Source organism: uncultured Gordonia sp., from assembly GCF_937858515.1.
In the GTDB taxonomy this organism is placed as follows: Bacteria; Actinomycetota; Actinomycetes; order Mycobacteriales; family Mycobacteriaceae; genus Gordonia.
The window spans coordinates 16,719-40,484 of the sequence record NZ_CALLZT010000203.1; the positions used below are offsets into that span (position 1 = coordinate 16,719).

A 23,766-nucleotide genomic window follows, 5' to 3' on the forward strand; every position below is an offset into this window, starting at 1 on the left:
ACTGTAACCCGTGTCACCTGCGATCAGGTTCGGGCGCGCGGGCCGATGAAGGCGGTGAGTTCGTCGAGCGCCTCGCGGGCCGCACGGCTGCCGAACATCTGGAACACATGGCCCTGGCCGTCCCAACTGGTGATCCGGGCGTCGGAGCCGGCCGCGGACAGCATCTCGTGGGCGGCGCGGGCGTCGGCGGTCATCACCTCGATCGCGCCGTGCTGGATGAGGACCGGCGGTAGCCGATCGCCGGCGGCCAGCACCGCCCTCATCCCCGGGGGGTCGGCGGCGGCGCCCCCGGTGTACAGGCGCAGGAACGTGCGGCCGCTGGTGGCCTCGATGAACGGGTCACGCGAACTCCCGGTGCGCTGGTAGGCGTGGGCGATACCGAACGTCGGGTCGTACAGGGGTGAGAGCAGCGCGACCCCGGCCGGCTGCGGGGTGCGGGTGCGCTGGTTGTGGCCGAGCAGATCCAGGGCCAGGTGACCGCCCGCCGAGTCGCCGGCGACGACGATCTGTTCCGGGGCGAAGCCCTGTTCGAGCAGCCACAGGTAGCCGCGGATGGTGTCGTCACCGGCCGCGGGCCAGCGGTAGCGGGGTCCGAGGCGGTAGTCGAGGCTGAACACCGCCCGCCCGGTGCGGTTGCTCAGACGTGCGGTCAGGCCGCGATGTGTGCGGGTGGAGCAGATGACGTACCCGCTGCCGTGCAGGTAGTAGATGATCGGCTGATCGGTGCGTACGTGTCCGACGCCGGAGCGTCCGCCGATCACCCATTCGCCACGCACCTGCTCGGACCTCGACGGATAGTCGAGGGTGCGGATGGTCTGGCGGACCTGGATGGCCCGGGTGCCCGCCGGAACCCTGGTCACCGATGTGAGCAGGCGGTTGATTCCGGGCCGGCTCGCCCGGATCATCCCGGCGACCACGGTCGTCGGCAGCATGGCGGTGGTCTTCATGACGGGGGCCGACGTCGTCGACACCAGCCGCTCGACGTGGTGCCGCGGGGAGCGCTTACCGATCGGGCGGGTTCGGGCCGGGTTGGCCGGTGCGGGGTCTGTTCCTGCTACACGGGGCGCGGATGCTGAGCTCACAGGTGTCGACGGTAGGCGATCGGACCGGTCGGCAATGGCGGTTCCGGACACGATCTCGCAAGATCGTTGAGAACTGCTTGTGACATGGCGTTAACGGTTCAAATCTCGCGATGATCACCCGATTGTGGTAGCCGGATTTCCGAACCTGGCACACAGCGTGAGAAAATAGCCGACGATGCTTCTTGAGTCGTCGGCATCACACAGCCCTCGTTGGTTGTCGGCGGGCAAGATAGTGGGCCAGCAACGGCGCTGGCCGGGTCAGCAACGGCGCTGACGAACCGGACACCTGCTCCAACCGCGCGTCGGACAGCCCTGGCAGCCCTGGGTGACGCAACAGTCGGCGAGATCGGTCCCCCCACCGCACGCGGCACAACCGCGCCCTGGTCGGGGCCGCCTCTTGGAGTGACTCCGGAAGTCCCCAGTCGAACTGTGAATCCAGGTGATCTGTGACCGCAGACGAAACCGTGAACTCGGGTGCGCAGGCGACGCCGCGTACGAAGTGAGGCCGATTATGAAGCACGCTCCGGGCCCCGTGGGCCTGTATGACCCTGCCAACGAACACGACTCCTGTGGTGTCGCGTTCGTCGTCGACATGTACGGTCGGCGCAGCCGCGACCTCGTCGACAAGGCGATCATGGCGCTGGTCAATCTTGAACATCGTGGCGCGGCGGGAGCCGAACCCAATACCGGCGACGGTGCGGGCATCATGCTGCAGGTCCCCGATCGTTTCCTGCGCGAGAGCGTCGACTTCGAGCTGCCCGCCGAAGGCGCGTACGCCACCGGCATCGCGTTCCTGCCGCAGGGTGCCGAGGATGCGCGGCTGGCCTGCGAGGGTGTGGAGAAGATCGTCGAATCCGAGGGGCTGCGGCTGCTCGGCTGGCGCGAGGTGCCGGTCAACGATTCATCGATCGGCGCGCTGGCCCGCGATGCCATGCCCACCTTCCGGCAGCTGTTCATCTCGCTGTCGGGCGACGCCGCCGACGACATGGAGCTCGAGCGCCGCGCGTTCGTCGTGCGCAAGCGTGTGCAGTACGAACTCGGTGAGAAGGGCGCGGGTCAGGACGGCCCCGGCCGCGAGACCGTGTACTTCCCGAGCCTGTCGGGCAAGACCTTCGTATACAAGGGCATGCTGACCACCCCGCAGCTGCGCGAGTTCTACCTCGACCTGCAGGATGATCGCCTCGAATCGGCCCTGGGTCTGGTGCATTCGCGGTTCTCCACCAACACCTTCCCGTCGTGGCCGCTGGCACACCCGTTCCGGCGCGTCGCCCACAACGGCGAGATCAACACCGTTACCGGCAACGAGAACTGGATGCGGGCCCGTGAGGCGCTCATCGACACCTCGGCGTTCGGTAAGGATGCCGCCGAGAAGATCTTCCCCGCGTGCACCCCGGGTGCCTCGGACACCGCCCGCTTCGACGAGGTGCTGGAGCTGCTGCACCTGGGCGGGCGCAGCCTGCCGCACGCGGTGCTGATGATGATCCCGGAGGCGTGGGAACGTCACGAGACCATGAAGCCCGAGCACAAGGCGTTCTACCGCTTCCACTCGTCGCTGATGGAGCCGTGGGACGGCCCGGCGTCGGTGTGCTTCACCGACGGTGACGTCGTCGGCGCCGTCCTGGACCGCAACGGTCTGCGCCCGAGCCGCATCTGGGTCACTAAGGACGGTCTGGTCGTGATGGCCTCGGAGGTGGGCGTGCTCGACGTCGACCACGCCGACGTGGTGCAGAAACTGCGACTGCAGCCGGGCCGCATGTTCCTGGTGGACACCAAGGCCGGCCGCATCGTCGACGACGAGGAGATCAAGGACGAGCTGGCCGCCGAGCACCCGTACCAGCAGTGGCTCGACGAGGGTCTGCTGACGCTCGATGACCTCAAGAGCCGCCCGCACGAGCACATGCCGCACCACCGCGTGAACTTGCGGCAGCTGGTGTTCGGCTACACTAACGAAGAGCTGAACCTGCTGGTCGCGCCGATGGCCCGTACCGGCCTCGAAGCGATCGGTTCGATGGGGACCGACACCCCGATCGCGGTGCTCTCGTCGCGCCCGCGGATGCTGTTCGACTACTTCCAGCAGCTGTTCGCGCAGGTCACCAACCCGCCGCTGGACGCGATCCGCGAGGAGATCGTCACCAGCGTCGGCGCCACCATCGGCGCCGAGGCCGACCTGCTCAACCCGGGACCCGGGTCGTGCCGGCGGATCGTGCTGTCGATGCCCGTCCTCGACAACGATGCCCTTGCCAAGCTGGTGCGCATCGAGGAGGACAACGACCTACCGCACCTGCGTAGCCGGCAGATCTACGGCCTGTACCCGGTCGCCGAGGGCGGCGACGGCCTGCGCAGGGCGCTCGACGACGTCCGCGCCCAGGTCAGCCAGGCCATCGAGGACGGCATCTCGATCATCGTGCTGTCCGACCGCGAATCTGACGAGACGCTGGCGCCGATCCCGTCGCTGCTGCTGACCGCCGCCGTCCACCACCACCTGGTGCGCGAACGTCAGCGCACCCGTGTGGGCCTGATCGTCGAATCCGGTGACTGCCGCGAGGTGCACCATGTGGCGGCCCTGGTCGGTTTCGGCGCCGCAGCGGTCAACCCGTACATGGCGTTCGAGTCGATCGAGGATATGATCGAACGCGGTGCGATCACCGGCGTCGACTTCCCGACGGCGCGCGCCAACTACATCAAGTCCGCGTCCAAGGGCGTGCTCAAGGTGATGAGCAAGATGGGCATCTCCACGCTCGCCTCGTACACCGGCGCCCAGCTGTTCCAGGTGATCGGCATCGGCCAGGCGACGGTCGACGAGTTCTTCACCGGCCTGAACAGCCAGCTCGACGGCATCGGCCTCGACGAGATCGCCGACGACGTCGCCGCCCGGCACGCACTCGCGTTCACCGACCGGCCCACCGAGCTCGCACACCGCGAACTCCCGGTCGGCGGCGAATACCAGTGGCGCCGTGAGGGTGAATACCACCTGTTCAACCCGGACACCGTGTTCAAGCTGCAGCACTCCACCCGCACCGGCCAGTACTCGGTGTTCAAGGAGTACACCAAGATGGTCGACGACCAGACGCAGCAGCTGGGCACGTTGCGCGGCCTGTTCGACTTCAACTTCGGTGACCGCGACCCGATCCCGATCGACAAAGTGGAGCCGGCCAGCGAGATCGTGAAGCGATTCTCGACCGGCGCAATGAGTTTCGGCTCCATCTCCGCCGAAGCCCATGAGACCCTTGCGATCGCGATGAACCGTCTCGGTGGCCGATCCAATTCCGGTGAGGGCGGCGAGGATCCGCGCCGCTTCCACCACGACGAGAACGGCGACTGGCGGCGCTCGGCGATCAAGCAGGTCGCCTCGGGCCGGTTCGGTGTCACCTCGCACTACCTGTCCAACTGCACCGACATCCAGATCAAGATGGCTCAGGGCGCCAAACCAGGTGAGGGCGGCCAGCTTCCGCCGCACAAGGTGTACCCGTGGGTGGCGGAGGTGCGTGGTTCGACGCCGGGCGTGGGTCTGATCTCGCCGCCGCCGCACCACGACATCTACTCGATCGAGGATCTGGCGCAGCTGATCCACGACCTGAAGAACGCCAATCCCCAAGCGCGCGTTCACGTCAAGCTCGTCTCCGAGCTCGGTGTGGGCACCGTCGCCGCGGGCGTGTCCAAGGCGCACGCCGATGTGGTGCTCATCTCCGGGCATGACGGCGGCACCGGCGCCTCCCCGCTCACCTCCCTCAAGCACGCGGGTGCGCCATGGGAGATCGGCCTGGCAGAGACGCAGCAGACGTTGCTGCTCAACGGACTTCGCGACCGCATCGTCGTGCAGGTCGACGGCCAGCTCAAGACCGGTCGCGACGTGGTGATCGCCGCGCTGCTCGGCGGCGAGGAGTTCGGTTTCGCCACCGCGCCGCTGGTGGTGTCGGGCTGCATCATGATGCGGGTGTGCCACCTGGACACCTGCCCGGTGGGTGTGGCCACCCAGAATCCGCTGCTGCGTGAGCGTTTCGCCGGTAAGCCGGAGTTCGTGGAGAACTTCTTCCTGTTCATCGCCGAGGAGGTCCGGGAACTGCTGGCCCGCCTCGGATTCCGGACGCTACAGGAGGCCGTCGGTCACGCCGAGGCCCTCGACACGCGGAAGGCGCTGGCGCACTGGCGTTCTGCCAAGGCCGGCAAGCTGGACCTGTCGGCGATCCTGGAACAGCCGGAGTCGCCGTTCATGAACCAGGACTTCTACTGCTCCGGAAAGCAGGATCACGGACTGGAGAGGGCGCTCGATCAGCAGCTGATCGCGGCGTGCCGCGCGGCCATCGACACCGGTAAACCGGTGGAGTACAACACCACCATCACCAACGTGAACCGTACCGTCGGCACCATGCTCGGCCACGAGGTCACCAAGGTGTATGGGGCGCAGGGGCTTCCGGACGACACGATCAAGATCGGGCTGACCGGTTCGGCCGGCAACAGCTTCGGTGCGTTCGTGCCCAACGGTGTGACGCTGCGCCTCGAAGGCGACGCCAACGACTTCGTCGGCAAGGGCCTCTCCGGTGGGCACATCGTGGTCCGCCCGGCCCGCAACGCCCCCGAGGGCTTTGTCGCCGAGGACAACATCATCGCGGGCAACGTGATCGGTTTCGGTGCCACCGGCGGCAAGATCTTCCTGCGCGGTGTGGTCGGCGAACGGTTCTGTGTCCGCAACTCGGGTGCCACCACGGTCGTCGAGGGCATCGGCGACCACGGCTGTGAATACATGACCGGTGGCCGGGTGATCGTGCTCGGTGCCACGGGCCGCAACTTCGCGGCCGGTATGTCCGGCGGCATCGCCTACCTGTACGACCCAGAGCGCAAGCTCGAGGGAGGCGAGGGACGCCCGGGCAACCTGAACGCCGAACTCGTCGACGTCGAGGCGCTCGACGTGGAGGACCTGCGGTTCGTCTCCGACCTCGTGCGCGAGCACTTCGAGGAGACCGATTCACCTGTCGCTAAGGCGATTCTGGACGACTGGGAGAACGCCCAGCAGGATTTCGTCAAGGTGATGCCCCGCGACTTCAAGCGGGTGCTCCTGGCAATCGAGGCCGCCCAAACCAGCGGCCGGGACATGAACGAAGCGATCATGGAGGCGGCTCGTGGCTGATCCCAGAGGTTTTCTCAACCACACCGACCGCGAACTGCCGGACCGTCGTCCGGTCGACCTGCGGCTGCTCGACTGGAAGGAGGTGTACACCGAATTCGACAAGGGGCACCTCAAGACGCAGGCGAGCCGCTGCATGGACTGCGGAATCCCGTTCTGCCACAACGGCTGCCCGTTGGGGAACCTGATTCCCGAGTGGAATGACCTGGTGTACAAGGATCGTTGGCGCGAAGGCATCGAACGCCTGCACGCCACCAACAACTTTCCCGAGTTCACCGGTCGGCTGTGCCCGGCGCCGTGCGAGGCCTCGTGCGTGCTCGGCATCAACCAGCCCGCCGTCACCATCAAGCAGGTCGAGGTCGAACTCGTCGAGAACGCCTTCGACGAGGGCTGGGTCGCCCCGGTCATGCCGACCGTCAAGACCGGCAAGATCGTCGCCGTGATCGGTTCGGGCCCTGCGGGTCTGGCCGCCGCACAGCAGCTCACGCGCGCCGGGCACGGGGTGACCGTGTTCGAGCGGGCCGACCGCATCGGCGGTCTGCTGCGTTACGGCATCCCCGAGTTCAAGATGGAGAAGCGCTTCATCGACCGGCGTCTGGAACAGATGCAGATCGAGGGCACCGTCTTCCGTACCAACGTCAACGTCGGAGTCGACGTCACCGTCGACGAGCTGCGTGAGGACTTCGACGCCGTCGTGCTGGCCGTGGGTTCGACCATCGGCCGCGACCTTCCGATCCCGGGCCGCGAGCTCGACGGTATCCATCAGGCGATGGAGTTCCTGCCGCAGGCCAACCGGGTTCAGCACGGTGACACCGTCCCCGGTCAGATCGTCGCGACCGGCAAGAAGGTTGTCATCATCGGCGGCGGCGACACCGGCGCCGACTGCCTCGGCACGTCGCTGCGACAGGGCGCCGAGAGCGTGCACCAGTTCGAGATCATGCCGCGCCCGCCGATGGAACGCGCCGGCTCCACCCCGTGGCCCACCTACCCGCTCATGTACCGGGTGTCGTCGGCGCACGAGGAGGGCGGCGACCGCGTCTTCTCGGTCAACACCGAGGAATTCACCGGCGAGAACGGCAAGGTCACCGCTCTCAAGGCCCACGAGGTCAAGATGGTGGCGGGAAGGTTCGAGAAGGTCGAAGGCTCCGACTTCACCCTCGAAGCCGACCTGGTTCTGCTGGCGATGGGTTTCGTCGGCCCCGAACGCGAGGACCTGCTCGACAAGCTCGGCGTTGCCTGGGGTGAACGCGGAGTCATCAAGCGCGACAGTAACTTCGCCTCGACCGTCCCGGGCGTGTTCGTCGCCGGCGACGCCGGACGCGGCCAGTCGCTGATCGTCTGGGCCATCGCCGAGGGTCGCGCCGCCGCGGCCGCCGTTGACAAGTTCCTCGAGGGTCACACGGTGCTGCCCGCACCGATCGTTCCCACGCAGGTCGCCCAGCGCTGAGGCCCCTGCTTCAATGACGGTGTCCGCAACGACTTTCGCGTGAGAGTTGTTGCGGACACCGTCGTCTGAATCCGCCGAACCTTCCGATATTCCGGGCAAATCAGACGAATCCGACTAAATGTGTTGAATTTGGTCGCCGGCCGAAGTCCGGATCACCCGTCATGGATATCCGGCTATTGACCAGGGTCATGATTGTCCCTAGCCTTGGACTCCATGCCTGGTCACACACCTATTTTCCGGGATGTATCACGCCTCATGAATGAGGCCCATCGGCAGAACCTTGAGGAAAAGGGCATAAGTCGCCGGACGGTCCTCAAGGCGGGTGCCGCAGGGCTGGGTGCTCTCGCGGTAGGCGCACTCCCGGTGCGGGCAGCTGCTGCGGGTCAGCCACGGATCGCCGTCGTGGGTGCAGGCATCGCCGGGCTGAACGCCGCCTGGTATCTCAATCGGGCCGGATTGCGGGCCACCGTATACGAAGGCTCGAACAGGGTCGGTGGCCGGATCTGGACGCGACGCGGGATCATGGGACCGCAGCTGACCACCGAGCTCGGTGCCGAGATGATCGACTCCGGGCACGAGGAGATGCTCCGACTGGCACGCCGATTCGGCCTCGGCCTGCTCGACGCAGAAGCGCCGAGCGAACGCCGTCTGACGAAGTCCTTCTATTTCCGTGGTCGGCGGTGGACCGAGCATGAGGTTGTCAAAGCGTTCCGGCCGATAGCCGCCACCCTGGCTGATGATCAGAACAGTGTCGAGTTCGATAGCCACACTAAATACAATCAACGCGCGTTCGATATCGACCATACTCCGCTGTCCCGGTATCTCGTGAATATCGGTGCCACCGGCTTCATCAGGGAATTGCTCAACGTCGCCTATCTCACCGAATACGGTGCCGAAACCAGCGTCCAGTCCGCACTGAATCTTGTCTTCTTGATCGGTACCGAGACCAAGAACGGCTTCAACGAGTTCGGAGATAGCGACCAGCGGTACACGGTCGTCGGCGGGGCCGATCAGATCACCTCGGCGATCGCACGTCACCTCAGGGATCCGGTCAGACTCGGGCACAAGTTGGTGGCGATCGGGCCCGACGGTGCCGGCTACAAGTTGACGTTCCGGCAGCCGAGTGGTGCGTACAAAGATGTCCGGACCGACTATCTGCTTCTGACGCTCCCGTTCTCGACGCTACGCGAAGTAGACATCTCAGTCTCCCTGCCGACGGTGCTGCGCAACTACATCGATCAGTGTGTATACGGCACCAACAGCAAACTGGTTCTCGGATTCGATCGCCGCTATTGGCGTGACAGGGGTGACAACGGCTTGTTTTTCACGGACCTGCCGATCCAGTCGGGCTGGGACAGTTCCCGGCTGCAACCGGGTCGGCAGGCAAGCCTGACTATCTACACGGGCGGGCAACGCGGCATCGAGATGGCCAGGGGGTCGGCCCAGCACCAGCGTGACCTTGCCATGCGTTCGGTCAATCAGGTGTTTCCGGGTGCGACCAGGTACCGGAACGGAAAGGTGGCCCGATTCGCGTGGCCTGAATACAAATGGAGCAAGGGCAGCTATTCGTGCTTCACCACGGGGCAGTACACGGCATTTTCCGGTGCCGCGGTGCCGACGGGCCGCATGTTCTTAGCGGGTGAGCACACGAGCTTCGACTATCAGGGGTACATGGAAGGTGGTGCGGTTACCGGCAAGGAAGCCGCGAAAGCGATCGGGTCGGCGGTTCGACGGAGTTCCTGAAACCGGAATGCGTCGGTGGCCGGTCGTTCCATGTCTCGAAACCCATTGAGACGACAGGATTTACAGTATCCGGTAGTTGCCGTATCTGAGTTCGCCGCCCGCATAGACCTTGCCACTGCCGAGCACCGCGATACCGGGAGTCGACGTTACCGCCGGAATGGGCATCCGCCACAGCGGGTCGGGACTGCCGGGAGCGAATGTGAGCAGTTCCAGCCTGCCCGTGGCACCGAAATCTTCCGGCCGGGAAAGTACCGCGAAGCGGGTGCCGTCGGTGCCCATGGGTGTCCCGATCTGCCGGCCGTCGCGCGATATGACGATGCGCCCGCCGGCACCGTCGTAGCAGTCGAACCATTCGAACTCGTTGACCGAGGCTCCCAGCAGTACCTTGGTGCCGTAGCCGTTCACCCAGGACGGGCTATCCATCTGATACTGCTTCTGCCACAATACTTTTCCGGTCTGCGGGTCGAATGAGGCGATCAGCTTGCGCGCGGTGTCGAGCAGGATGGGGGTTGCGGCGACATGCCCCGGGATCAGGTTCTCGGTCGGCTGGGCGAGCACCGTCCAGTCGCCCGCGATCTCGGCGGTGGGAATGCCCCGCGCGTCGAAGAACGTCAGCTTCGCGGGTGTGGAAGCATCGTCGGAATTCCTGCGCACGACAAAACCATTCAGGAATGGCTGCCACGACTCGGCGGACCCGCCAGTGGGAAAATTATGGACGATCGTACCGTCGGTGATCCGCCTGAGGGTGGCCTCACCGGTCGATACGGGTTGGACGGCGACGACGGGTGAGCCGCTCACCAGTGGATAGGCTTCCGGTACAGCCATCCCTTCGAGGGTGAAGTTCTTTCCCGCCGGCGATCCCGCGTACATGGAGTTGTTCTCGGAGGCGATCACGTAGTCGTCGCCGGTCACCATGAACTGACTGCCCGAGACGTTCACCGTATCGACGGCTCCGGTGACGACGTCGACAAGAAACGTATTCGGATCGTCGGCGCCCGCGGTCTCGTCGTAGGCGAGACATATCATCCGCGTCGACAAGGTGTCGCCGAGCTGCCTGCACCGCCGGACACGACTGTTACTGCTGAGTGTGATTGTGCGGATGGTCGTTCCGTCGGCGGCGTCGAGGACGCTGAGAATCGCCGTGCCCGAATCCACATTGCTGGCCGCGATCGCATATTTGCTTGTACCGCCGATGATTCCGTGATTATCCTGGCGGGCGGTGGACAGCACCTTGGGTGACCATCTCCAGATCGGTTCGGTGCGTGGCATTTTCAGGTCGGCGAGGGTGGCTCCGACCGCCAGGCGATTAGCCGCCGGACCGGCGGTCCCGTCGTCGTCCGGTCCGTCGTCGGGCCACAGCAGCCACGTGCCGACGGACCCGGTGACGAGAACCAGCACTACCACGAGTGCACCGATCAGCAGTGCTCGTCGCCGCGCGGGTGGGGTCGGGGTGGAGAGTTCGGGCGGCGGTGTCGGCGCGAAACGGGTGGTGATCTGTTCCGAGAAGAACTGTGTCGCCGGTTGTTCTGGGGTCCGATTCAGGCCCTGGGGTGATATTCCGCATTCCTGTACGGTCGGTACGTCAGGCGTGGGCGGCTCGTGTAGTGCCGCGATGAGTGCGGCTGCGAAACTGCGGTTGTCGGGAAAGCGCTGCGCCGGGTCCTTCGCCATGGCTCGGGTCAGTACGGCGTCGACGGCGGCCGTAGCCCGTTGGGGGGAGCGTTCGGTCGCCATCGGGATCGGATCGTGGACGTGAGCCATGGCGATGGCCGGGACGCTGGTTCCCGAGTAGACCTCGGTACCGGTGACCAGGGTGAACGCGGTGCAGGCGAGTGAGTATTGGTCGGCCCGGGAATCGACGGCGTGGCCCTGGAGCTGTTCGGGTGCGGCGAAGGCGACGGTCCCCATCGCGATTCCGGTGCCGGTGAGCCGGGTGGCATCGTCGAGTACATGTGCGATACCGAAATCGGTGAGCAGGGCGACGGGGACGGCTCCGGGTCGTGATGTGTTCCGGGTGTTCTGGAGGAGGATGTTGGCGGGTTTGACGTCGCGGTGGGTGAGTCCGTGGTCGGCGGCGGTGTCGAGGGCATCGGCGATCTGCTCGATGATCTGGCCGATCGCTGCCAGGGGCAGCAGATTGCCGGCCGTGTGTTCGCCGAGGTCGTGTCCGTCGATGTACTCGAGGGTGATCCACAGGCGGTCGTCGTACTCGCCGCGGTCGTGGACGCTGACGATGGACTGATGCCGCAGTGCGGCAACAATATCGGCTTCACGTTCGAAGCGCCTGCGGTAGCTGGGATTGTCGGATAGATCCGCGGAGAGGATTTTGAAGGCGTCGTGACGTGGCAGTCGTGGGTGGCGGGCCAGATACACTCGGCCCATGCCGCCGACACCGAGTTCCCGCTCGATGGTGTAGCCGGCGAATACGTCGCCGGGGTGAATTCTGCTCACCGGGTGAACCTTGACGGCTGCATCAGATAATCCGACCGTCGGCGAAGTCGAGGCCGCCGCCGGCGTACACCCTGCCGCCGCCCTGGACGGAGATGCCCGGATTCTCGTGAGTCGTGGGAATCGGCATGCGCCACAACGGGTCCGGACTTCCCGGTGCGTACACCAGCAGTTCGAGCTTGCCGGCACCACCGAACTTCTGTGGCCGGGACAGTACCGCGAACCGGGTGCCGTCGGTACCCATCGGTGTTCCGGCCTGAGTTCCGTCCTGCGGCACGACTATCGGGCCGCCGTTGCCGTCGTAGCAGTCGAACGATTCGTACTCGTTGGCCGATGCGCCGAGCAGGACCCGGGTTCCGTAACCGTTGATCCACGCCGGGGTGTCCATCCGGTAGTTCTTCTGCCACCGCACTTTTCCGGTCTTGGCGTCGAAGCCGGCGATCAGCTTGCCGGAGGAATTGAGCAGGATGGGCACCGCGGCGACGGCCCCGGGGATCAGGTTGTCGGTCGACGGGTTGGGTAGCGTCCAGTCGCCGCTGATCTCGGCGGTGGCGACCCCCTGGGCGTCGAAGAATGTCAGTGTCGGTTCCGTGGGTGAATCCTTGCGTACGACAAAGCCATTCAGGAACGGTTGCCATGATGCATCCGTGGAGTCCGCGGCGAAACTGTAGACCACCTTTCCGTCGGTGACCCGATTGAGAGTGGTGGTGCCATCGGACTGTTGCTGCACCGCGACGACCGGAGACCCATACACCGGTGGAAATGCTTCGGGTACAAGCACATCGTCAAGTGCAAAGCTCTTGCCGGCGAACGTCCCCGAGTACACGGCTCCGGCGGAGGCGACCACAAAATTGTCGCCGGTCACCGCGAATTCGGCTCCGGAGGTGTCGACTTTCTTCGCGGAGCCCGCGTCGAGGTCGACCAGGTAGGGGTTGGTACCGCCCCCGGCGGGGTCGGCGGCAAAGCACACCATGCGCGCCGACGATGTGTCGCCGAGCTGCCGGCAGCGCCGGACGCCAAGGTTCTGGTCGCTGAGCGTGATCGTGCGGACGGTTGTACCGTCGTCGGCGTCCAGAACCCCGAGAACCGTTGCACCCGAATCAGATTTGCTGACCGCGACGGCATATTCGCTTGTGCCGCCGACGATTCCGATGTCGACCTGGGTTCCGGAACCCACTGCGGCGGGTTTCCACGTCCAGGCAGGCGCGGTACGTGGCGAGGTCAGGTCGGGCAGCAGCACACCGGCCGCGGGGCGGCTCGCCGACGGGGAGGTGCTGCCGCCGCCGGAGGTGAGCAGCCGCGCACCGACCACGCCGGCTACGAGCAGGAGCACGGTGACGAACGCACCGAGCAGCAGTGTGCGGCGCCGACCGGGCCGGACACCGCGCGGGGGATCGGTGGGGTGAGCACGGGCGGTACCGGGCGACAGGGGCTGCGCACGCCGGGTGGGGATCTGGCGTTCGTCGGACGCATCCGTGGCCGGCCTGGCAGGGGCATCCGGGTATGTCGCGGGCCGGGTGGCTGTCACTGGCCGGGTGCGTGGCGGCACGGACGAACCGGTCTGTCCTCCGGGCCGCGGGGTCCGGGCCGGCTGGTCGCGAGTCGGATAGTCGCGGGTGGGGGGCTGCCGACGGACGGTGGGTGCCCCGGCGTCACGGTGCGGGGCGGATGCCGCGGGTCGGGGTCCGCGCGCGGGGAGCGTTGGCCCGTGTGCCGGCCTCGGTATGCCGGGAGCGGTGGCGGGGGTGCGTAGCGTCGGCGGTGCCTGCGACTCCGGCAGCGCGGTGGCCGGTGCCTCGCGCAGTGCGGCAGTCAGGGCCCGGGCGAACGTGCGGTTGTCGGGAAAGCGGTGGTCGGGAGCCTTGGCCAGAGCCCTCGTCAGCACCGGGTCCACGGTGGCCGGCACCCGCCCGGGGCATCGTTTGGTGGCGACCGGGATGGGGTCCTTCACGTGCGCGATGGCGATGGCGGCGGCACTGTTGCCGACGTAGACGTGCGTTCCGGTGAGCAGGGCGAACGCCGTGCAGCCCAGTGCGTACTGATCGGTCCGCGAATCGACGTCCAGACCCTGGAGCTGCTCGGGTGCGGCGAATGCGACGGTGCCGAGCGCGATCCCGGTGCCGGTGAGCACGGTGTTCTGGTCGTTCGCGTGCGCGATGCCGAAGTCGACGAGGAGCGCCTGGCCGTCGGTGTCGAGGAGGATGTTCGCCGGTTTGACGTCGCGGTGGGTCAGGCCGTGTGTGGCGGCGACGTCCAATGCGTGCGCGATCTGCTCGATGATGCGGCCGATGGTGGCCAGGGGCAGCGGATCGGTGCCGACGTGTTCGCTGAGGTCGTGGCCGTCGACGTATTCCAGGGAGATCCACAGCCGGCCGTCGGCCTCACCGCGGTCCAGGACCCGCACGATCGACGGATGACGCAGTGCGGCAACAACATCGGCCTCCCGCTCGAAGCGCCTGCGATACCGGGGATCCTCGGACAGATGTGGTGCGAGAACCTTGAGCGCCTCGAACCGGGGCAGCCGCGGGTGCCGGACGAGATACACCTCGCCCATGCCGCCGGCACCGAGCTCACGCTCGATGGTGTAGCCGGCGAACACGTCGCCCGGATTGAGGCTGGTCACCGGGTGAACTTTAGTCGCCCAAGAGGCTCATCGTCGTTCAGTTGTGCACGACGTGGTCCGGCGACGCTGGGCTCCCAACGGGTTCCGGTTCTAAAGAATCCGCCGGTCACCGAATTTCAGGCCACCGCCCGCATAGACCTTGCCGCCGGCGATGACGGGAGCGCCCGGGTACTGGCCCGTCGACGGGACACGCATCTGCCACGTCGGACTCGACTTGTCCTTGCCGAAGACCATCAGCTCCTGGGAACCGGCACCACCGTAGGCGGGCTGCGAGAGCATCGCGAACGACGAGCCGTCGCCGCCGAGCGGTGATCCGGCCTGGCCGCCCTTGGGTGGCACGTATATCGGGCCGCCCGATCCGTCGGAGGCGTTGAACCATTCGAACTCGTTGGCCGAGGAGGTGAGCACGATCGTGTCCCCCAGACCCTGCACGGACGTGACGGACCGCGATTGATAACTCTTCTCCCACAGCTTCTTTCCCGACTCCGGGTCGAAGGCGGCGATGAGGCGGTCGTCCGTGTTGACCAGGACCCGCACCCGCGGGACGTTTGCCGGTATCCCGCTGTCGGGGGGGAGCGGCGGCCGCGGCCACCACCCGGGCAGCGCGGCGGTGATGTTGCCGGTGCCGTCGTAGAAGGTGAACTGCGGCGCGACGGACGAATCGGAGCCGGTCTTGCGGATGACGAAACCGTTCCGGAAAGGAAGCCATAGCTCATCGGTGTTGTCGTCGGAGAACGCATAGATGGTGTCGCCGGCGGCTATCTGCCGCAGCGTGATGTTTCCCGCGTCGTCGACGAGGTTGATCACCGGTGACCCGTTCACCGGCGGATACACCGAGCGTGTCCGGACACCGCTTTGGGAGAAGTTCTTGCCCTTGGCCGAACCTGAATACACGCCGTTGCTCGAGACCAGAATGTAGTCCGGGCCGGTCACCGCGAACGCGGTTCCCTCGGCGTCGGCCTTGTTCACGGTTCCCTTCGTGAGGTCGACGATGTAGGGCTGCGGGTTGCCGGTGTCCGATCCCCAGCAGGCCACGGTCGAGGACTTGGCGTCCCCGAGCTGTTGGCAGCGTGTGATCGTGATGGTCTTGTCGCTGAGCGTTAGGGTACGTTCGGTCTTCCCGTCGGCGGTATCGAGGATGCTGAGAATGGTTGCGCCGGAATCGATCTTGCTAACCGCGACGGCATATGCCGGTGTGCCGCCCACGATTCCGAGGTCTTCCTGATAATTGTCGGACAGGACCTTCGGATTCCACGTCCACAGTGGTTCGGTGCGTGCGGTTTTCAGATTCACGGTGGTCGAGGTGCCGGACGGGTCGTCGTCGGAGGTCAGTACCCAGGCGGCGATGCACACCACCAGAACCGCCACCAGCACGAGTGCGCCGATCAGTGGTCCCCGCCGGCGGAGGCCGCCGCGTTCGACCGGCGGTGGCATCGCCGCCGGCCCGGACCGCGGGGAGGCGAGATCGCCCGACAGGGACTGCGCCCGGTGTGGTTCGGGGCGGGTTGTCGACACCCGCGTGCGGGGTGCCGGGGGGGTGCCGGCCGGGGCCGACCGGCGGGCGGTAGGGGGCTGAGCCGACCCCGGTCGGGGTGGCCGGGGCTGTGGTGGTTCGGGTGGGGTCGGCCCCTGGTACGCGCCACGAGGGGCGGTCGGCTGCGCGGCCTGGTAGGGCGAGGCGAAGCGCTTGGTGGGGGGTGCCAGATCCTCGGTGGGACTGGTCCGGTTGAACCTGGTGGTCGTCGGATCCTGTTCGGGGCGGGCCTTCGGCTGTCCGCTGAGCAGTTTCGACTGGGGATAGGGGAGTTGCTGGACAACCCGGGGATCCTTCCGGGTGGTTGCCCTCGGAGGCTCGGGCGCGGGCGGACGGCCCGGCGGTGCTGTGCCTGGCTGTGGTGTGCCCGGCTGTTGCGTGCCCTGCTGTGGTGTGCCCGGCTGCGGTGTGTTCGTCGGGGGGATCAGTGTCTGTGCCGCCATCTTCGCGGCGGTGGCTCCCGGTGCCGGCGCGGGGGTGGCCACGGCCTCGGCCAGGGCGGCGGCGAAACCGCGGCTGTCGGGGTAGCGGTCGTCGCGGTTCTTTGCCAGCGCGCGGGTGAGCACGGTGTCGACTGCGGGGGTGATCCGTCCCGGAGCGCGGTCGGCGGCCATCGGGATCGGGTCGCGTACATGCGAGACGGCGATAGCCGCGACGCTGGTCCCCATGTAGACGTTGGTGCCGGTGAGCAGCGCGAAGCTGGTACAGGCGAGCGCGTACTGGTCGGCTCGGGCGTCGACAGCGCGGCCCTGCAGTTGCTCGGGGGCGGCGAACGCGACCGTGCCCAGGGCGATGCCGGTGCCGGTCAGCTTGGTGACGCCGTCCCCGGGGTAGGCGATGCCGAAGTCGGCGAGCTGTGCTCGTCCGTCCTCGTCGAGCAGGATGTTGGCGGGTTTGACATCGCGGTGGGTGAGGCCCCGGCGGGCGGCGGCGTCGAGGGCGTCGGCAACCTGGGCGATGATGCGGGTGACTTCGGTGGGCGGGAGTGGGTCGTCGCTGACGTGCCGCGTGAGGTCGTGGCCTTCGATGTACTCGAAGGCGATCCAGAGGCGGCCTTCGCTTTCGCCACGGTCGTGTACACCGACGATGGACGGGTGCCGCAGCGCGGCGACGACATCGGCTTCGCGTTCGAAGCGTGCGCGGTATTTGGGATCCTCGGACAGATGCGCGGCGAGGACTTTGAGCGCGTCGTGGCGCGGCAGCCGGGGGTGGCGGGCCAGGTACACCTCGCCCATCCCGCCGGCGCCCAGTTCGCGCTCGATGGTGTAGCCGGCGAACACGTCGCCGGGACTGAGCCTGCTCACCGGTGAATCTTTAAGTGGTCAGCGACCCACTATGGGAGTGGCTCGGCCCTTTTTGACGACACGGATCGTCCGCGACGGGTCCGGGCGGGTCGTCAGGCGGACAGCAGACGCCGGAGCTCTGCCTGGGTGACGAGGCGCTCGGCCTCGGCGGGGAACATGCGTGCAGAACGGGTGCGGGTACGCCTGGTAGCCCCGAACGGGCGGATCCGTGCGGCGCCACGACCGTTCTGGAACGTCGGGGTCAGCTTCATGACAGGTCACATCCTCGTTTACTACGACAACAACCGACGCTGAGTACTCTAGCGAACAATTCACTATCGCGAAGTTTGCGCGAGATTGAGCTAGCGCCACGCTTGGCACACCGGGTTGCCCGACATGCGTGATATAGATCGACCCTCACACGGCATTTCGTTACCAAAGGCTAAGAAAATCGCCTCACCAGTTGCTTCAGTAACACCAGTAACAAGTGTGCGCAACGTCATAGGGGTAAACCGGGAGAGGCGGATCACAAACCCATCCCCGCCGTGATGTTTGCCGAAAAGTGGCGTTCGCGTGTCGGAAGAGGGTGTTACGCACGGGTGACGCGGGCCGACTCGCCGTCGATCTCGACGACGTCGCCCACCGAAAGCTGCCGGCCGCGGCGGACCTCCGGCTCGCCGTTGACCCGGACCAGCCCGTCGGCGAGAACACCCTTGGCGTCGGCACCGGACTCGACCAGGTTGGCCAGCTTGAGGAACTGCCCCAGCCGGATCGAATCGTCGGAGATCGGCACATCGAACATGCCGACCAGTATCGCCGACGGACCCGCCAGGACGAACTTGACCGCAGAACTTACCCGCGGGTAGGCACAGGCGTTCTCCGCGCCTATGCTTGTTCGGCATGAGCGATCTCACATTCACCGCCACGGCAGATCTCGTCGACGAGATCGGCGCTGACGTGCGCAGTTGCGACACCCAGTTCACCCAGTACGGGGGCGTCCGCGAGTTCGTCGGCCGGGTGAGCACGGTGCGCTGCTTCCAGGACAATGCCCTACTCAAGTCCGTTCTGAGCGAACCCAACCCCGGCGGTGTGCTCGTCATCGATGGCGACGCCTCGGTGCATACCGCGCTCGTCGGCGACATCATCGCCGAACTCGGCCGTTCCAACGGCTGGGTCGGCATCATTGCGCACGGCGCGATCCGGGACGCCAAGACCATCGGCGGCATGGAGATCGGCGTCAAGGCGCTCGGCACCAACCCCCGTAAGTCCACCAAGACCGGCGCCGGCGAACGCGACGTGCCGCTGTCCATCGGCGGCATCACCTTCAACCCCGGCGACATCGCCTACTCCGACGACGACGGCATCGTGCTCGTCGCTCCCGAGAACGCATAGTCGCCCCGACCGACAGGCCCGCCACGGCGTGCGGGCGAATTTGCCACAGGAGGCAATCATGGCCAAGCCAACCCCCGAAACCTTCGACCGGCTCCGCGAGCTGGCCGCCATCGACAAGCCCGATGACCGCGGCACGCGGCCCGTCCTGGAGGCGTTCAGCGGCGCCGAGATGACAACCATCCCCGTCGCCACCGCCGAGGATCTGCAGACCGCCGTCGACCGCGCCCGCGTGGTGCAGGAGGGCTGGGCCCAGCTTTCCGTCGCCAAGCGTGCCAAGGTGCTCGACGCGTTCGCAGAACTCGTGCACAAGCATGCCGGCGAACTCATGGACATGGCGCAGGCGGAGACCGGCAAGGCTCGCAGCTACGCGCAGGAAGAGGTCCTCGACGTCGCGCTGACCGCCCGCTACTACGCCACCAACGGACCCAAGCTGCTCGCCGAACACAAGGTCAAGGGCATGCTGCCCGGCGCCACCAGCGTCCGCGTGCGCTACCAGCCCAAGGGCGTCGTCGGTGTCATCAGCCCGTGGAACTACCCGCTGACCCTGGCCGTGTCCGATGCCGTCGCCGCGCTGATCGCCGGCAACGCCGTGGTGATCAAGCCCGACAGCCAGACGCCGTACTGTGCGCTCGCGCTGGCCGAACTGCTGTACCGGGCGGGTCTGCCGCGCGAACTGTACGCCGTGGTCCCCGGTCCGGGCGGCGTCGTCGGGCAGGCCATCATGGCCACCACCGACTACGTGATGTTCACCGGATCGTCCGAGACCGGCGCCTCGCTCGCCGAGCAGGCCGGTCGGCGACTGATCAGCTTCTCCGCCGAACTCGGCGGCAAGAACCCGCTGATCCTGACCGCCTCGGCCAACCTCGACGAGGCCGTCCCGGGTGTGGCGCGCGCCTGCTACTCCAACTCGGGGCAGCTGTGCATCTCGATCGAACGGATCTACGTCGACAAGGCGATCGCCGACGAGTTCACCACCCGCTTCGCCGAGTACGTCAAGAACATGACCCTCGCCGCGACCTACGACTTCAACGCCGACATGGGTTCGCTCGCCTCGGCCGCGCAGGTCGACACCGCCGAGGCGCACGTGCAGGACGCGGTCGCCAAGGGTGCGACGATCGTCGCCGGCGGCAAACGCCGCGCCGACCTCGGCCCGTTCTTCTTCGAGCCGACCGTCCTCACCGGCGTCACCGAGGAGGCCACCTGCTACGCGGCCGAAACCTTCGGGCCCGTCGTCTCGATCTACCCCGTCGACTCCACCGACGAGGCGATCAAGCGCGCCAACGACACCGAATACGGCCTCAACGCCAGTGTCTTCGCAGGTAGCAGCGCCGAGGCCAACGCCATCGCCGACCAACTGCGGGCCGGTACCGTCAACATCAACGAAGGCTACGCCGCTGCCTGGGCATCGACCGCGGCCCCGATGGGCGGCATGGGTATCTCCGGAGTCGGCCGCCGCCACGGTGCCGAGGGCCTGCTCAAGTACACCGAACCCCAGACGATCGCCGAACAGCGCTTCCTCGGCATCGACCGCGCCCCCTTCGTCCCCCAGCACATCTACCGAGCCATCACCCCCACAGCCGTCCGCGCCCTCAAGTACCTCCCCGGCCGGTAATCCGCGCTCCCGCGACTGAAACTGCGTCCCGCTTATCGGATATCGAGACATCCGATAAGCGGGACGCAGTTTGCTACGCGGGACGGATCAGGCGCGCACGCCGAGGCGGGCCAGGACGTCGGCGTCGATGGCGCCCAGCTCGGAGTCGATGGAGGCGTGGGCGGCGCGGCGCTGGGCCGACGGCATTGTTTCGGCGGCGTCCACGGCGATGGCGAGGTTGTCCAGGCGGGTACCGATGGCCGCGACGAACTTGTCGGTGTCGGCCGACGGATCCTTGGCCGGGACCTGCTTGAGGGCGCCGCGGGCCGATTCGATGCGGGCCGACAGCGGGGCGCCGTGGCCGGAGTACTGGGCGAGCAGTTCCGGGGCGACACCGGCGCGGGTGGCCTTGAACTGGTTGAGTTGCTCACGGGCGACGACCGCGCCGCGGTAGGCCAGCGGTGCGACCACCGGGGACACCAAGCGGGCCACGGTCAGATAGCGCTTGATGTTGGCGGGGGTGACCTTGCGGGACTTCTCGTCGGCCTTCTGCTTGGCCTCGATCGCCTTGGTCTCGGCCTTGGCGGCCTTGGTCTGCGCCTTCGACGCCTGCTGGGCGTTCTTGCGCTCGGCCTTCAGGCCCTTCTTGTGGAACTTGTGCTCGTCCTTGAGGCTCTTCTTCTGCGCCTTGCGCTGCTCGGCGTGCTGCACCTTCGCCTCGAGCTTGGCCTTGCGTTTGAGGGCCTTGGCGTCCGCCCGTCGCTGCGCACGGGTCTTTCCATCTGACGACGAGAACAATCCCATCACGGGCCTTTCAGCAGTTGTTGTCCCGGAGTCTGTTGTGCCGGGTGGGCGAACCGTGGGCCGCCGGTGACACGCCCCGGGCCCGCCTCGATACAAGCATTACATAGGGTCGATGTGAACGAAGGCACGCCGGAACCAGATGTGGAGTGGTGGATGCGAACGGTGCTTCATCCGCGGGACCTCGCGGGCTGCGAGTATCGCCTGGCCCTCGACAGCGCCGCCGCCCGTGAAGGCGCAGCAAGTCCTGATGCCGGACCGGTCGCCGACACCCCGTCGGTGGCCCGGCGCAAGGCCGCAGCGGCCGATCATCGCGAACGGGTCCGCGACATGCTCGCGGACCTGCACCGCGACGATCCGGGCGCCTTTCGCATCATCGACCCGGACGCCGGACGCGGCGAACGGATCGCCGCAACGCGGCAGGCCTGCGCCGACGGGGTGCGATGGATCTGGGGTGCGACGCTGCCCACCGACCGGGAGCGGGGCCGCCGGGGCGACAGCGAACTGCTGGTCCGGGTGTGTCACGACGGCCGAACCTGGGCACAGGACAGGCCCGACCTCGACGGGAAAGCCGGGTACGTTCCGGTCATCGTCGTCAACCATCGCGTCACCTATCCGGCCCGCAATCAGGGCGGCACCGGACAGGACGGCGCAGACGCGCCGAAGCTGACCACGAGCCCGCTCGACCATTGGCGGCCTGTACCCGATCGGACGCGGGGTTCGCGCAGCAACCGCCGCGACCAGCTGCGGCTGGCGCAGCTCACCGAGATGCTGATCGACCTGGGGCTTTCCCCAGGTCCCGCCGACCTGACCGTTCTCGGCGAACCGGATGAGGATGCGGTGACCGATACCGGGCCCGAGATCCCGGTATGTGCGCTGCCCGCAGGGGTGATCGGCCTCGACGCGGACTGCATCGTCGTCAGCGATATGGGGCCGGTCCTCGATGATTACGATAAGGTCTTCGCCCGCAGACAGGCCGTCGCCACCGGCGAAGCACACACCGAGCCGCACCGCATCGCCGAATGCCGCGGCTGCATCTGGTGGCCGCACTGCGAGGCCGAACTGCTCGACCGCCGCGACGTCAGCCTCGTCGTGCGGGGAGCGCAGGCCGACGCGCTGCTCGGCGTGGGCATCGCCACCGTCGACCAGCTCGCCCGGTACACGGGGGAACCGCCGGTCGACTGGGCGGGCGGATCGTTCGACGACGCCGTGGTCACCGCGGCGGCGTGGCTCGCCGACGTTCCGCTGATCCGGCGGGTCCGCACCCCGAGAATCCACCGCGCCGACATCGAGGTGGACGTCGACATGGAGAGCTTCGGTGAAAGCGGCGCCTACCTGTGGGGCACCCTGCTGACCGACACCACCGACCCGGACGTACCCGTGCGGTACCGGCCATTCGTCACCTGGACGCCACTGCCGACCGCCGACGAGGCGCGCTCGTTCGCCGAGTTCTGGACATGGCTGTGCACGCAGCGCGAACGTGCCGCATCGGGCGGGAAGACGTTCGCCGCCTACTGTTACTCACAGCAGGCCGAGAATCGGTGGCTGCTCGGCTCGGCCGACCGGTTCGCCGGGATGCCGGGCATCCCCACCCGTGCCGACGTCGAGGCATTCATCGCCTCCGAACAGTGGGTCGACGTGTTCGAGGCCGTCGGCGACAACTTCATCAGCACCGGAGGCAAAGGCCTCAAACGCGTCGCACCGATCGCCGGTCACCGCTGGCGCGATCCCGAAGCCGGCGGTGAGGCGTCGATGGACTGGTACGCCGCGGCCGTCGGCCTGACGGGCCGGACACCCGACCACGACCAGCGCACCCGACTGCTCCACTACAACGAGGACGACGTCGTGGCCACCAAGGTGCTGAGGGAATGGATGACCGGTCCCGAGGTCGCCGACATCCCGCACGTCGATGATCTGCGGCCTGCCGGGACCGCCGTCCGCCCGTCAGACTCGGGCGAGGGCGCGTAGCGAGTCGAGGAACGATCCGCTGCCGGCCAGCGCCACCGCGCCGAGCATCAGCAGCATCCCGGGTCCGAGCCCGATGAGAATATTGCGCAGGCTCGATGCCGACGCCGTCTGCGGTGCCGGAGCGGCATCGACGGTGGTGTCGGACGCCGACGATCCGCCGCCCTGACCCGAACCATCCGATGTGCCGCCGGACCCCGGTGAGTTTCCGGAACTGCCGCCGCCACCGGAAGCCGCGCCGATGCCCGCGGCCGCGGTTGCCTCACCCGAGCCGTTTCCGCCACCGCTGCCACCGCCGGAGCTGTTTCCGCCACCGCCGCCGCCGGAACCGCGACGCGGTCGGGAATCCCGCGACGCCGGGGCCGTCGGCACGGCTCGATTATCGGACTCGTCGTCGGCAGCGGCCGAGGAATCGTCGCTGCCGTCCGAGTTTGACCTATCAGAGTTCGACCTATCAGGGTTCGATGAGGAACCCGTCCGCGGACCGAGGGCGACGACGTGCGGCAGACGCCTCGGCGGCCGGGAGCCGGACTGTCCCGTGGAAGTAGCGCCGGACGTACCGGTTGTCGTCTCGGTGGTTGTTGTCCCTGTGGTTGTTGTCCCTGTGGTTGTCGTCCCAGTGGTTGTTTCGGTTGTCGTCGTTTCCGACGTTGTCGTGCTCGTGGTTGGGGTCGTCGTGCTCGTGGTCGGGGGTGTCGTCGTGGTCGGGGTTCCGCCGCAATGATGGTGGCAATT

General features: G+C 67.0%; 15 protein-coding genes. 7 read left to right on the forward strand and 8 right to left on the reverse strand.

All coding sequences use genetic code 11. The features are described 5' to 3' along the window. Positions 1 to 23: 23 nt before the first annotated feature. Positions 24 to 1,082 carry an alpha/beta hydrolase gene (locus Q0627_RS19290; protein ID WP_298811988.1) on the reverse strand — a complete coding sequence of 353 codons (1,059 nt, stop codon included), beginning with the start codon at positions 1,080 to 1,082 and terminating at the stop codon, positions 24 to 26. A gap of 511 nt (positions 1,083 to 1,593) precedes the next feature. On the opposite strand from Q0627_RS19290, the gene gltB reads away from it, so the two are divergent. The 3 genes from gltB (at position 1,594) to Q0627_RS19305 (ending at position 9,394) form a co-directional block, all read left to right on the forward strand. Then, on the forward strand, positions 1,594 to 6,207 hold the full coding sequence (gene gltB / locus Q0627_RS19295) for a glutamate synthase large subunit (RefSeq protein ID WP_298811990.1): 4,614 nt from the start codon (positions 1,594 to 1,596) through the stop codon (positions 6,205 to 6,207). Beyond that, positions 6,200 to 7,651, forward strand: coding sequence for a glutamate synthase subunit beta (locus tag Q0627_RS19300; RefSeq protein WP_298811992.1), 1,452 nt, complete (start codon positions 6,200 to 6,202; stop codon positions 7,649 to 7,651). The genes gltB and Q0627_RS19300 overlap by 8 nt, the downstream gene beginning before the upstream one ends. Positions 7,652 to 7,906: 255 nt before the next feature. Next, positions 7,907 to 9,394, forward strand: a complete 1,488-nt coding sequence (locus tag Q0627_RS19305) for an NAD(P)/FAD-dependent oxidoreductase (protein ID WP_298811994.1) — start codon at positions 7,907 to 7,909, stop codon at positions 9,392 to 9,394. A gap of 60 nt (positions 9,395 to 9,454) precedes the next feature. On the opposite strand, the gene Q0627_RS19310 is transcribed toward Q0627_RS19305, so the two are convergent. The 5 genes from Q0627_RS19310 to Q0627_RS19330 form a co-directional block, all read right to left on the reverse strand. Beyond that, positions 9,455 to 11,845, reverse strand: a complete 2,391-nt coding sequence (locus tag Q0627_RS19310) for a serine/threonine-protein kinase (RefSeq protein ID WP_298811995.1) — start codon at positions 11,843 to 11,845, stop codon at positions 9,455 to 9,457. 22 nt (positions 11,846 to 11,867) lie between these two features. Beyond that, the gene (locus Q0627_RS19315) at positions 11,868 to 14,465 is read right to left on the reverse strand and encodes a serine/threonine protein kinase (RefSeq protein ID WP_298811996.1); all 2,598 of its coding nucleotides are present in this window, start codon (positions 14,463 to 14,465) and stop codon (positions 11,868 to 11,870) included. A gap of 90 nt (positions 14,466 to 14,555) precedes the next feature. Further along, positions 14,556 to 17,303, reverse strand: a complete 2,748-nt coding sequence (locus Q0627_RS19320) for a protein kinase domain-containing protein (protein WP_298811997.1) — start codon at positions 17,301 to 17,303, stop codon at positions 14,556 to 14,558. Positions 17,304 to 17,395: 92 nt separating this feature from the next. Beyond that, positions 17,396 to 17,554 (reverse strand): hypothetical protein, encoded by a 159-nt coding sequence (locus Q0627_RS19325; RefSeq protein WP_291012337.1) that lies wholly within the window; start codon positions 17,552 to 17,554, stop codon positions 17,396 to 17,398. 317 nt (positions 17,555 to 17,871) lie between these two features. Next, positions 17,872 to 18,084 (reverse strand): RNA-binding S4 domain-containing protein, encoded by a 213-nt coding sequence (locus Q0627_RS19330; protein WP_291012339.1) that lies wholly within the window; start codon positions 18,082 to 18,084, stop codon positions 17,872 to 17,874. Between the two features lie 98 nt (positions 18,085 to 18,182). Here Q0627_RS19330 and rraA point away from each other — a divergent pair, with 98 nt between their 5' ends. Together rraA and Q0627_RS19340 are read left to right on the forward strand one after the other, a co-directional pair. After that, entirely contained in the window at positions 18,183 to 18,674 is a 492-nt protein-coding gene (gene rraA, locus Q0627_RS19335; RefSeq protein ID WP_291012342.1) for a ribonuclease E activity regulator RraA, read from the forward strand. 58 nt (positions 18,675 to 18,732) lie between these two features. Next, the gene (locus Q0627_RS19340; RefSeq protein ID WP_291012345.1) at positions 18,733 to 20,286 is read left to right on the forward strand and encodes a succinic semialdehyde dehydrogenase; all 1,554 of its coding nucleotides are present in this window, start codon (positions 18,733 to 18,735) and stop codon (positions 20,284 to 20,286) included. An 87-nt stretch (positions 20,287 to 20,373) separates the two neighbouring features. Here Q0627_RS19340 and Q0627_RS19345 read toward each other — a convergent pair whose 3' ends face one another. Beyond that, positions 20,374 to 21,069 carry a DUF6474 family protein gene (locus Q0627_RS19345; RefSeq protein WP_291012348.1) on the reverse strand — a complete coding sequence of 232 codons (696 nt, stop codon included), beginning with the start codon at positions 21,067 to 21,069 and terminating at the stop codon, positions 20,374 to 20,376. Between the two features lie 153 nt (positions 21,070 to 21,222). Between Q0627_RS19345 and Q0627_RS19350 the strand changes: the two genes are divergently transcribed. Then, positions 21,223 to 23,034: a TM0106 family RecB-like putative nuclease gene (locus tag Q0627_RS19350; RefSeq protein WP_291012351.1), complete on the forward strand. Its 1,812-nt coding sequence runs from the start codon at positions 21,223 to 21,225 to the stop codon at positions 23,032 to 23,034. On the opposite strand, the gene Q0627_RS19355 is transcribed toward Q0627_RS19350, so the two are convergent. After that, on the reverse strand, positions 23,011 to 23,403 hold the full coding sequence (locus Q0627_RS19355) for a hypothetical protein (protein WP_291012353.1): 393 nt from the start codon (positions 23,401 to 23,403) through the stop codon (positions 23,011 to 23,013). The two genes, Q0627_RS19350 and Q0627_RS19355, sit on opposite strands and share 24 nt — an antisense overlap. A 166-nt stretch (positions 23,404 to 23,569) precedes the next feature. Here Q0627_RS19355 and Q0627_RS19360 point away from each other — a divergent pair, with 166 nt between their 5' ends. Beyond that, complete coding sequence (locus Q0627_RS19360; protein ID WP_291012355.1) at positions 23,570 to 23,755, forward strand: hypothetical protein; 186 nt, start codon at positions 23,570 to 23,572, stop codon at positions 23,753 to 23,755. Positions 23,756 to 23,766: the final 11 nt, after the last annotated feature.